Raw genomic sequence first — 11210 nt, 5'->3', positions numbered from 1 at the left:
GGGGTACCTCCAGGAGTGTGAGCAGGCGTGTGCGCAGGGCGCGCCGAGACGCACCGACCGCGGTGACGTCACGCGGTCGGCGGTCGGATGGCACGGCAGCTGTGGTCAGGCGGCGAGTTCGCCGGCCTGGAGCTGCCAGAGGGATGCGTAGGGTCCGTGCTGGGCGAGGAGTTCGTCGTGGGTACCCTGCTCGGCCACGACTCCGGCCTTGTCCATGACGTAGATCCGGTCGGCGTGGCGGACCGTGGAGAGCCGATGGGCGATGATCACCATGGTCCGGTCGGCCGCGAAGACGCGGAGCGTGCGCTGGATGGCGGCCTCGGTCTCGTTGTCCACGGCGGAGGTGGCTTCGTCGAGGATCACGACCGGTGGGTCCTTGAGGATCGCGCGCGCCAGCGCGATCCGCTGCCGCTGGCCGCCCGAGAGGGCGGCGCCGCGTTCGCCGATCACCGTGTCGTAGCCGTCCGGCAGCGTCGCGATGAAGGTGTGTGCCTCGGCCATCATGGCCGCCTCGACCACAGCCTTCTCCGGGGCGCCGAAGCTGCCGTAGCGGATGTTGTCGGCAATGGTGCCGTCGAAGAGGAAGGCGTCCTGGGCGACGAACCCGATCGTGTGGCGCAGATCGTGCCGTGGCAAGTCGCGCACGTCACGCCCGTCGAGCAGCACGCTGCCGAACTCCGCGTCCTGGAATCGCATCAGCAGCTTGGCGATCGTCGTCTTGCCGGAGCCGGTGGGGCCGACAAGGGCGGTGACCTGCCCGGCGGGGATGGTCAGAGAGAGGTCCTCCAGCGCCGGCGGCCGACCGGGATAGGCGAAGGTCACGTTGTCGAGGACGATCTCCCCGTGCACCTTCTCGACGTCGAGCGGTTCGCCGGTGCCGTCGGTGCCGTCGGTGCCGTCGGTCTCGGCGGGCAGGGCGCACAGCCGCTGGACCCGGTCGTAGGCGGTGATCGTGCGCTGGTACTGGTCGACGATGCCGCCGAGCCGGTTCATCCGCAGCAGCACCATCTGGGGCAGCCCGATCAGTGGGCTGAACACCTCGAACGACAGGCTGCCGTTGAGCACCGACCGGCCTCCGATCAGCAGGGTGCCGGCCATCGAGCTGGTCGTGCAGACCCGGACGATCTCGGCGTGGCGGATCGTGCTCCGGTCGGTCTGCTGGTTGCTCTCCTGAGCCTCCCCGCTCAGCCGGTCGATGCGCTCGGCCTCGTAGTCCTCGGTGCAGAAGCTCTTGACGGTGGCGCCGGCCTCCAGCGTGTTCACCAGCTGGCTGTGCAGCCTGGCGCGGTGCTCGCCGGAGACGGCGTAGTCGGCCGCGACTTTGTCCTGGTAGCGGACCGACAGCCAGGCGATGACCGGGATGGGCAGGAACGCGATCCAGGCGATCTGCGGTGCCAGCAGCAGGAACAGCGGCACCAGGAGGGCCAGGCTGGTGCCGAGTTGCAGCAGGTCGTTGGCCGAGGTGGCGAAGAAGGTGCCCAGCTGGCGGACGTCGTCGGTGAGCGCGCCGGCGATCCGGGTGGTCCGTTCGCCCTCCAGGTGTCGCAGTTCGAGGTGCTGCACGTGAGCGTACGTCCGGTTGCGCCAGTCGTGCTCGATGTCCTGGCCGAGCTGGCGCCACTGGAGGTTCGAGGAGTACGAGAGGACTGCCACGGCAGCACAGGCTGCTGCCACCAGCCCTGCCAAGCCCCATAGTTGCGCGGACGCGGTCGTCAGGCCGAAGCGGACGAGCGGCGCGGCCTCGCCCTTGATGAGGACCAGCGCGGTCCAGCCGAGGAAGGTACCGAGCGCCATCTCCGAGACCTGACAGGCGACCGACAGCGCGGAGGCGCGGTAGAGATGCCGGCGGTGCGGCTCGACGATCTCCAGCAGGGGGTGTCGTTCGGCTCCTGTTCCGGGCAGGTCCCGGGTCACATCGGCCGTTCTGCGCCAGGCCGTCCGGACAACAGCCGCGGTCGCCGCCGCCACTCCGCCCAGTGCCACCAGCTGCTTGCTGAGCGCCGACCCGCGGATCAGGGCGATACCGGCCGCCACTCCACCCCCGACGGCGAGCACGGGGCGCACAACGCCGCGATCCGCGCGCGGGGCGGGCTCGGCGGCGGGCCGTGCCGGGGCCGGACGCCCCGCTCCGGCCGAGCCCTCCACGACCAGGGTGACGGCTCTGCGGACGAGCCGGCCGACGTCCGCGGCTTTCACCCGCGCGTCGTGCCGGACGAGGACCCCGCCGGTGATCGGGCTGGCCTGCGCCTCGGTGATGCCGGGAAGGCGTCGCAGGGTCGCGGCGAGGACTTCGGCCGCCTGAGGCCGTCCGAGAACCAGCTTGACGTCCCAGCGCTGACGGCCCGGAATGACCGAACGCGGTCGCACGTCCAAATCCACGGAGCGATATCCGGCTGCGGCACCCAGCAGAGATGACATGTGTACGATCACCTGTTTGTGAAGGTCGCAATAATCGTCAGCAGCACGACGGATCAATGCGAAAGAGCGGAATATCTGAGGAAATCGATGCGGCCGACAGATCCGCGGCGGACCGCCACTCGGGCGCATTTCTCCGAGCCCGGGCGGCGGCCGGGCCGCCGGACAAACCGTCAGCGCGGCTTGCCGGCGCCGACGCTCGCGCGGATCTTCGGAGCCTTCGCCTCGCCCTCGGCCTTGGCGGCGGCCTCGTCCTTCGCGCCCTTCGGGGCGCTGCTCTCGGAGGCCTGCTGACCGTCACCCGAACGGGCTTCGACGTCACCGGCCGCGATCTGCGCCGCCACCATCTCGGCGGCCACCTCGGCCGCAAGGTCGTGGATGTTCTCTCCGGCCTCAAGGGTCGCCTTCTTCACCTCAACGGCGAGACCGACGGACGCCTTGACGACGCCGCGCATCAGTGGCTTGAGGAGACGCCTGGCCAGTGGAGCGGCGATGAGGCCGAACAGGAAGGGCGGTACTACGGGCGGCATGATGCTCCATCCTCGCTACGCATACGTATGACAGGGACCTCGGGCACTGCGCACACCGAAACAGTGCACAGATGCGCGGACGGAAGCACCCATTTCCAGAATTCGTTTTCCCTGCTGGGTCGAATTCCTCGTCGATGGGGTCCAGTACCTGCTCTTCCGCCACCGTAGTGGAGCCATGTACATCGAGGCCAAATGGTTTCGACCGGGTTCACTCATGTGAGTGCTCTTGATCTTCCCGAGCAACATTGATTGTCGTACGCACACTCACCGAGCGTTCCATTGGACCGATTTTCCTACGTGCCGATTACTGCCGAGTTCGCATTCGCCCGCCGCCGCAGGGCGGGAAACGGCAGCCCGCCCCCAAGCACGGCTTCATGGAAGGCCGACACGTCGAATCCGGCGCCCTGGTAATCCAGCTGTAGATCGTGATCTTGCTGGTGGGGCCGGTACGGGAACGGGCGCGGCTGCCGTTGATTATCGCGGGTGTGTGGACTGACGACGAGACGGTGGCCACTCCACAGCGTAGATCCCGCACGTTGAAGCGGGAGGCGTTTGAGGTGGCCATGGGGCGCATCGCGGGCCGGTTCGCCCGCTATGAACCTCGCCCACGGGTCTTCGAATCTCATCGTGGGCCGCCTCCCATTCCTCCCAGACGTCCTCGTGGTCCCGCCCCAGCAGGGCGAGTTCAGGGGCTGAACTGGTCCTGGACCGCGTCGTATCCCGGACCTGGTGTGAAGTGGCCCGACAGCCACGGGAAGTCGGCGTCGTCGATCAGGATCTCCCCGATCGGTTCGCCGTCGCCCGGCACGTGCCATACCTCTCCGTCGAACCCCAACTCTGCCTCCCTCGCCCGCTGTCGATCACACCGTCGGCCGGCATGCCGCCGGGCACTGGCAAGCGGTCCGGGCCTGCCCTCGGACCGGACCACTCACCGCGTGCTACTCCACTTGGCCCGCCGGGTGGAAGTTGATGCGTTCCCTGATGACGGGGAAGCCGGCCTTGGCAAAGTTCGCGGCCATGGGGAAGTTGCCCTGGTCCGTCGCTCCGTTGACGAACTCCGCGCCCTGCTCGACGAGGAGGTGGGTGCACTCCGCGAGGAGGTCGTAGGCGTAGCCGCGACCGCGCTGTTCCGGGACGACTCCGATGAAGCCGATGGTCGGGCCGGAGGGATTGTGGGCCGGGATGTGGATGCCGGCCAGGTCGCCCTCCGGCGTGTGGGCGATCTGCCACCACTCCCGCGGGGAGGGGCACCAGTGGAAGAAGTCGAGTTCCTCCTGGGCGGCCTGGTCGAGACCGCCCTCCTCGATGGCCCTGAGCGCGTGCGCGTCCAGGGTGACGGAGTGGATGCGGCGCAACGCGTCGAAGAACACGGTGTCGTCGGATTCGGCGCTGAAGCGCAGGCGTCCGGGCCGCTCGGGCAGACCTCGCTCCGAGGTCCAGCGGTACAGGAAGCGTTCCACCAGGAGTTCGTACCCTGCGGCTCGTGCGGCGACGAAGCGCGCCTCGGCGCCGGTGCGCAGGTCGGTCTTTTCCCGCCAGCCGCCGGGCAGGTTGATCTCGAGTTCGACCTGCCAGGGAGCGGAGCGCAGGAGTTCGGCCCCGGCCTCCTCCTCGCCCTCGGCCACGTCGAACCAGTTGATGTTGACGGGCTCCGAGTCGTCGGGGCCGCCCCACCACGCGCCGCGTGCGACGACCTCGCCGTCGCGCAGGGCGACGCGCTTCCAGTCGGGGCGGAACTGGGTACGCCGATGGCCTTCACGGGCGCCCAGGGGGTCGGGAAGTGCGTCGAAGAGATGAGCGTCGCTCGCGGAGAGCGCGCGGATGACCGGATCGGTCATGGATTCCTCCGGGATACAGGCTGCTTGGAGCGCTCCCGGTCAGAACTCACGAACCACGCCGGGATAGCGGATGAGGGAGCGCTGGAAAGGTGTGAACTGCACGGCACTCGCCTCCTTCCGTCCATCTCAGGGCGTGAAGCCCCACAGTACGTGATCTTCCGCGGGTTGGCTTTATTCACGACTTCCGGTTCTGGCTCAGGTTCTTGTTGGGGCCACGCTGGGTGACAACTGGATCCGTGCGCGGGGCTTGGCAACTTGCCCGAAAATGAGTCCTCGGTCGGGTGGTTGGGCTGACAGTTCGGGGCCGTGGATGAAGCTTCTGTTCAGCTGAAGGATCTGTTGTTCCCGTCGGTAACGGACGTGGCGGTGCTGTCCGTCGAGGTGAACATCGCGATAGTGCGCGTCGACGTCAGGTGTGCCGCGGCGGGTGCGGCGTGCCCGGCGTGCGGAACGTGGTCGAGCCGGGTTCATGGCTCCTACCTGCGGTTTCCTGCCGATGTGCCGAGTGCCGGAAGAAGCGTCGTTCTCCGGCTGAAGGTCCGGCGGTTCGCCTGCCCGAACGCGTCGTGCGGGCGGCGCACGTTCGTCGAGCAGATGCCCGGGCTGACCCGTCGGCACGGTCAGCGCACCGAGCGACTTCGCTCAACGCTGGCCGCCGTCGGTCTCGCCCTCGCAGGCCGGGCCGGTGCCCGCCTGGCCGAGGTGTTCGGCGTCTCCGTCAGCCGAAGCACGGTCTTGCGCCTGGTCGACGCACTGCCCGAACGGGAAGTGCCCGCACCTCGGGTGGTGGGTGTCGACGAGTACGCGACCCGCAAGGGACGGCACTACGGCACTGTCCTCGTGAACATCGAAACCCGCTTCCCGGTCGACCTGCTGCCCGACCGGGAGGCGTCGAGTCTGGCGGCCGGTGCCGACTGGACGGTCCGAGTGTGGGACGTGGCCCGGGGGCAGGCCATGGGCAGGCGTTCGCCGGACACACAGGAAGGCATCGAGGCCCTCGCCGTCGCCCGCCTACACGGTCGGCTGGTGCTCCTCACCGGTGGCAGCGACAACGCCATCGCCGCCTGGGACCTGAGGACATGGTCCTTGATCGGCACCCACCCGACGGCTCATGACTCAGCTCGGATCACGTACTCCGGCCCCGCGCCCGGGTCAGCTGCTTCAGTCCGACAATGGTCGCGACGGCGCGCAGCCAGGTGGCCGCGGTGTCGCCGGCGGCGATCCCGCCCATGAGTTCGGTGCCGGCTCGCAGCCACTCCCGTACCACGACGGCCGCCTCTCGGCGGGGGGCCGGCTCGTCGTCCGTGCGGTCCGGCAGGTACGGGGCGTCGTCGTTCATGGCGGGACCTCTGGTGTCTCGTCTCGTCCGACTGGTCCGCTGGGGCTCAGTTGACAGTGACGGTGTAGGTGATGCGCTCGGGAGCCGGAGAGGGGGACCCCGCCCCCGTGGTCGGGGTGGCGGAGGGTCCGGTCGTCTCGGGGGGCAGCGTGGAGTTGTTGCCCTGGCACGTGGTGAAGGTGCAGTGCAGCAGCGTGAACCGGGTGGTCCCCTTGCCCTTGGCCTCGAAGGTGAAGGTAAGCCGGCCGCCGGCACCGGCCACCGGCTCGTCGCCGGAGTCCGACGCGTAGTCCTGGCCGCGGCTGACGAGCACCGAACTGTCGGGCTCGGGGTCGACCAGGTACCAGTACTCGCGGGTGGAGGCGTTCTGGTCGACGGTGAGCGTGAAGCGCTCGCCCGGCTCGGCGGTGATGCTGGTGTCCTTCACCGGGTGGCTCGTCGGGCGGCTCGTGGAGCCGCCGGCCGGTTCGTCGGTACCCGAGCCGCAGCCCGTGGCGAGAGCGAGAAGCGCGGCCGCCGCGATCGCGGCACCGCCCCTGCTACCGCGGAAGACAGACGCTGTACGCGTTGGGAAGATCACTGTTGGAAGCCTTGCCCATGTGGCCGTTGATGAAGTCGTCCTCGCTGACCCAGGTGGTCGAGCCCCAGAGGTTGTACACCTGAAGCATGTCACCCTCCTGGGCGATGACGGTCATCGCGTGGGCGCACTCCTTGCCCGAAACGCCGACCGGCACCGGCCACTCCTGCGCCAGCGACTTCTCGACTTCGGTGAGGACCGCCCTGCTGTCGGCGGCGCTGCCCAGGTCCTGGCGTTCGTCGTCACTGCCGGTGGCACTGCCGGTGGCACTGCCGACGGCAGCGCCGTTGATCCGTTCCTGCCCCTCGGACCCCATGCCGCCGCAGTTCTCGCCGCCGTCACCTTCGTTGTGCAGCCGGCGCTGTTCGGCCACCAGTCGCTGTTTGAAGGCGTCGGGGTCGTCCTGCTGCCCGTCGGGCCCGCCAGTGAGGTCGAGCGCGTACAGGCGGTCGTCCATGGCGCAGGACGTAACGGTGGACGAGGCCACGCAGGTGCCCTCGGAGCCGTCCCCGCCCTGGATCCGCCGCTGGCCGTCGATCGTGACGTAGTCCTTGTTGTTGTTCGAGCCGTCCGGCGCCAGGCCCTCGTCGTTCATGCTGTCCGCGGCGGTGGCCACCGGAGTGAGATGCCGGCGAAGCCAGTCGGGGCCCTTGCCGTGGATCTCGTCCAGGAATGTACCGATCTCGGCGACGCTGTGGCCGGCGACCAGGGCCTTCATCAGGCAGGCCTGCCCCTGTGGGGTGTCCGACTTCGCCAACATCCGCTCCATGGCCGTCTCGTCGTCGAGGCTCAGCGGGTCCATACGCGTCGACGCGCGCACCAGGTCGCCGGCGGTGAGGATCTCGTTCAGCTCGGTGTCGGCGCCCGCGACGCCGGTGTCGGCGAGCATCAGCTTGTCGACGGCGGTGAGTTCGCTGGTCTCCATCTTCCCGGCCCGTGCCTCGGCGGCCCACTTGTTCAGGTCCCGGGCCGCGACGCAGGTGGCCTCCTGCGCCTCGGAGACGGCGTCGTGCATCAGGTCTGACAAGTCACCGGTCAGATGACAAGTCACCGGTCAAATAGTGAAGACTCTTCATGGAACGCCGAATTCCGGTCACGATCCGGTCAAGCCCGCTTCAACATCACTTACTCCACCGCATCCGGTCTGACAACATCACCGGGAGGTGTGGCAACGGTGACAACTGAGGCTTGGGGGGAGCGAGTGACGACGCACGGGAGGCGTTTCAGGGGGCGTTCGGGGCGTGCCACGCTCGTCCTGGCGAGGGCGCAGGCGCATCGCCCGCTGATCGCCGCTGCGCTCGTCGCCGTCCTGCTGACCACGTCCGTGCTGGCAGCCCTGGCCGCCTACTCGACCGCGATCGGCGACGCGGCCCTGCGCCACTCGCTGGCCGAGCCGCGCAATGCCGCTGATGCCGCACTGGTCGTCAGGGCCGAGGTGGCGCCCGATCGTCGCCGGGCCACCGACACCGCCGTACACGACGCAGCGCGCCGTACCTTCGACGGGCTGCCGGTGACCGTGCGGACGCTGGTGCGCTCCGGCCCGTACGCCCTGCCCGCGACCACCCGGGCCGCAGCCACCCGGCCCGGCGACAAGCCCGACCTCACACACTTCGCGGCGCTCGACTCCACGCAGGTGCGGCTCAGCGAGGGGCGCCTGCCACGCGCGGGCGCGCCGGACGTCGAGGTGGCGTTGCCCGAGACCGCCGCGCGGCGGCTGCGGCTGGCGCCGGGCGCCCGCCTCACCGTCACCGACCGGCTCGACGGACCGCCCGTGCGGATCCTCGTCACGGGCGTGTACCGGCCCGCCGAGCCGGCCTCCCCCTACTGGCTGCTGGACGAACTGGGCGGTCGGGGCGTACGGACGTCCACCTTCACCACCTACGGCCCCCTGCTGACGGCGCCCTCCGTCGTCACCGGCGGCCGGGTGAGCGCCGGAGGGTCGGCGTGGCTCGCCTCCGCCGACTTCGCCCGCCTCACCGCCGACCGCATCGGCGCCCTGCGCACCTCCGCGCGCACCGGGCCTGCCGCCCTGCTCAAACTGTCCACCGGAGACGACAGCAAAGGCGGTACGGCCGGCAAAACGACCGCGAACACCGCCCTCCCCGAGGTCCTCGACCGGGTAGAGCGCTCCCTGCTCGTCTCCCGCTCCACCCTCCTGATCGTCGCCCTCCAGCTCGCCCTGCTCGCGACCTGCGCGCTGCTGCTCGTGGCCCGGCTGCTCGCCGCCGAACGCACCGGCGAGACCCAGCTGCTGCGCGCCCGCGGCGCCTCCCGCGCCACCCTCGCCGGCCTTGCCGCCCGGGAGGCGCTGCTGCTGGCCGGGCCCGCGCTGCTGATCGCCCCGCTGCTGGCAGGCCCGCTGGTCCGGCTGCTGGCCGGTCAGGGGGCGCTGGCCCGGCTCGGACTGGAGCTGGAGGTGCCGGCCGGCGGAGGGCTCGGGGTGTGGCTGACGGCGGCCGGCGTGGCACTGGGGTGCGCGCTGGCGGTGACCCTGCCGGCGGTCGCGTCGGCCGGGTTCCGCACGTCCCGCGCCCGCGCCCTGCCCGCTCCGCTGCGGGCCGGGGCGGACCTGGGGCTGGTGGCGGTGGCCGGGGTCGCCTACTGGCAGCTGCACCGCCGCACGTCGGGCGGGGTGAGCGCGGACACGACCGGCGCCCTGGGCATCGACCCGCTGCTGGTTGCCGCGCCCGCCCTCGCGCTGCTGGCCGGCGCGGTCCTGACGCTGCGTCTGCTGCCGTTGGCCGCCCGGCTCGCCGAGCGCCGGGCGACGGGCGGGCGGGGGCTGGCCGGGGCGCTGGCCGGCTGGCAGCTCAGCCGCCGCCCGGGGCGCGGCGCCGGACCCGTACTGCTGCTCGTCCTGGCCGTCGCACTCGGCGTACTGGCGATCGGCCAGGGTTCCTCCTGGGGGCGCTCGCAGGACGACCAGGCCGACTTCGCGGCGGGCGCGCCGGTGCGGGTCCTGGGCGCCGGCGACGGCGAGCTCGGCCGCACGCAGGATTACGCGGCCATGCCCCACGTGCGCGAGGCCGTCCCCACCATGCGGACGACCCTGACGCTGCCCGCCGGACGCACGGCGACGGTGCTGGCGCTGGACACCACGCACGCGGCGGACACCGTCCTGCTGCGCCCCGACCTGGCGCCCGCCCCGATGAAGAAGCTGCTGGCGGGGCTGGGCCCGTCGGGTGAGTCGGCGGGCGCGCGCGTGCCCGCCGGGGCGACCCGGCTGACGCTGACTGCGACCCTGCTCAGTTCGGTGCGGGACACAAAGAGCGCGGCGACCGTGACCCAGACGCTGGAGGACGACCACGGCGTCCCCTACACGTTGCCGTCCGGCGACCTCCCCGCCGACGGGCGCCCGCACACACTGTCTGTCGAACTGCCGGGCATCCACGGACCGTTGAAGCTCACCGGGGTACAGCTCGTGCTGCCCATGCCGTCCTACCACGCCGAACAGCACACCCTGACCCTCGACGCCCTGACCGCGACAACCGCCGCCGGCACGGCACAGCGAGTGCCCCTGCCGGCGTCCTGGACGGCGGTCTCCGGCACCGACGGACAGGACTCGGGCAACCCCAGAACCTCGCCGACCCGCGCGCGCGTCCGCCCCGCCGCGCACCCGACCGTGGTGTACGGCACGGGCTACGTCCCGTCCTACGAGCCCTGGCTCGGCCCGTCACTGACGCTGCGCATGCAGGTGACACAGCCCAAGACCACCGCGGTGGCCGCCCTCGCCACCGACCGCTTCCTCGCCTCCGCCGGCGCCCGCCCCGGTCAGACGATGGACATCGCCTTCCAGGGGCAGAACGTGCCTGTGCGGATCGTGCGCGCCGTACGGCAGCTGCCGACGGCCCAGGGCGGGGAGGGAGACGGCGACGGCGGCGGCGTGCTCCTCGATCTGCACGCCGTGAACCGGGTCCTCCAGGCGCGCTACGGGGCCGCCCTCGCGCCCACCGAGTGGTGGCTGCGGCCGGACTCGCCCTCGAACAGCGCGGCTGTCGCCACCGCTCTGCGCGCCCGGCCCGACCTCGATCCCGGGCAGATCGTCGTGCGCGACGAGATCGCCGCCGACTTGCGTGACGACCCGTTCGGGGCGGGCCCGGAGGCCGCGTTCACCGCGGCGGCCGGGGCGGCGGCGGTGCTGGCCGCGCTCGGGTTCGCAGTGAGCGCGACCGGGGCACTGCGGGAACGGAACGCCGAGTTCGCGATCCTGCGTGCCCTGGGCGCCCCACGCCGCCGGCTGGCCCGTGCCGTCGCCGCCGAGCACGGCGTCCTGATCGCGCTGGCGCTGGCCGTGGGCACGGGCCTGGGCATCGCCCTGACCCGAGCGGTGCTGCCGCTCATCGTCCTGACCGGCGAGGCCACCCGCCCGGTGCCGGATCTGCTGGTGGAACTGCCACCGCTTCGGGTGGCCGCCCTGCTGGCGGCCGTGACCGCCGTCCCGGTCGTCGTCGTGGCGCTGCTGGCGGCGCGACAGGCCGATCCGGTGCAGGTACTGCGGGAGGGGGAGTGAC

The 11210-nt window shown here is 71.1% G+C and carries 9 protein-coding genes and 1 pseudogene; 2 read left to right on the top strand and 8 right to left on the bottom strand.

Annotated elements, in window-relative coordinates; genetic code table 11:
- Nucleotides 1-105: 105 nt before the first annotated feature.
- The 4 genes from OG936_RS32665 to OG936_RS32650 all read right to left on the bottom strand — a co-directional run bounded on the left by OG936_RS32665 (nt 106) and on the right by OG936_RS32650 (nt 4783).
- The gene (locus OG936_RS32665) at nt 106-2367 is read right to left on the bottom strand and encodes an ATP-binding cassette domain-containing protein (protein WP_406499534.1); all 2262 of its coding nucleotides are present in this window, start codon (nt 2365-2367) and stop codon (nt 106-108) included.
- A gap of 221 nt (nt 2368-2588) precedes the next feature.
- Nucleotides 2589-2945 carry a DUF5132 domain-containing protein gene (locus OG936_RS32660; protein ID WP_406499533.1) on the bottom strand — a complete coding sequence of 119 codons (357 nt, stop codon included), beginning with the start codon at nt 2943-2945 and terminating at the stop codon, nt 2589-2591.
- A 685-nt stretch (nt 2946-3630) separates the two neighbouring features.
- The gene (locus tag OG936_RS32655) at nt 3631-3780 is read right to left on the bottom strand and encodes a hypothetical protein (protein ID WP_406499532.1); all 150 of its coding nucleotides are present in this window, start codon (nt 3778-3780) and stop codon (nt 3631-3633) included.
- Nucleotides 3781-3883: 103 nt separating this feature from the next.
- The gene (locus tag OG936_RS32650) at nt 3884-4783 is read right to left on the bottom strand and encodes a GNAT family N-acetyltransferase (RefSeq protein ID WP_406499531.1); all 900 of its coding nucleotides are present in this window, start codon (nt 4781-4783) and stop codon (nt 3884-3886) included.
- Between the two features lie 306 nt (nt 4784-5089).
- Between OG936_RS32650 and OG936_RS32645 the strand changes: the two are divergent.
- A pseudogene (locus OG936_RS32645) lies at nt 5090-5332 on the top strand (transposase family protein); the annotation flags it as partial.
- Between the two features lie 93 nt (nt 5333-5425).
- Here the strand turns inward: OG936_RS32645 and OG936_RS32640 are convergent.
- The 4 genes from OG936_RS32640 to OG936_RS32625 form a co-directional block, all read right to left on the bottom strand.
- Nucleotides 5426-5608 carry a hypothetical protein gene (locus OG936_RS32640; protein ID WP_406500793.1) on the bottom strand — a complete coding sequence of 61 codons (183 nt, stop codon included), beginning with the start codon at nt 5606-5608 and terminating at the stop codon, nt 5426-5428.
- Between the two features lie 301 nt (nt 5609-5909).
- Nucleotides 5910-6122 carry a hypothetical protein gene (locus OG936_RS32635; protein WP_406500792.1) on the bottom strand — a complete coding sequence of 71 codons (213 nt, stop codon included), beginning with the start codon at nt 6120-6122 and terminating at the stop codon, nt 5910-5912.
- Nucleotides 6123-6168: 46 nt separating this feature from the next.
- Nucleotides 6169-6549 carry a protease inhibitor I42 family protein gene (locus OG936_RS32630; protein WP_406499530.1) on the bottom strand — a complete coding sequence of 127 codons (381 nt, stop codon included), beginning with the start codon at nt 6547-6549 and terminating at the stop codon, nt 6169-6171.
- 112 nt (nt 6550-6661) lie between these two features.
- Nucleotides 6662-7750, bottom strand: a complete 1089-nt coding sequence (locus OG936_RS32625) for a hypothetical protein (RefSeq protein WP_406499529.1) — start codon at nt 7748-7750, stop codon at nt 6662-6664.
- A gap of 150 nt (nt 7751-7900) precedes the next feature.
- On the opposite strand from OG936_RS32625, the gene OG936_RS32620 reads away from it, so the two are divergent.
- Nucleotides 7901-11209 (top strand): FtsX-like permease family protein, encoded by a 3309-nt coding sequence (locus OG936_RS32620; RefSeq protein ID WP_406499528.1) that lies wholly within the window; start codon nt 7901-7903, stop codon nt 11207-11209.
- Nucleotide 11210 lies beyond the last annotated feature (1 nt).

Source organism: Streptomyces sp. NBC_00846, assembly GCF_045207325.1.
In the GTDB taxonomy this organism is placed as follows: Bacteria; Actinomycetota; Actinomycetes; order Streptomycetales; family Streptomycetaceae; genus Streptomyces.
This window is presented reverse-complemented; position numbering and strand designations above follow the sequence as displayed.

Coding starts and splice junctions, on each gene's coding strand:
- OG936_RS32635 (WP_406500792.1), bottom strand. CDS start 6,122: ATGAACGACGACGCCCCGTACCTGCCGGACCGCACGGACGACGAGCCG.
- OG936_RS32650 (WP_406499531.1), bottom strand. CDS start 4,783: ATGACCGATCCGGTCATCCGCGCGCTCTCCGCGAGCGACGCTCATCTC.
- OG936_RS32660 (WP_406499533.1), bottom strand. CDS start 2,945: ATGCCGCCCGTAGTACCGCCCTTCCTGTTCGGCCTCATCGCCGCTCCA.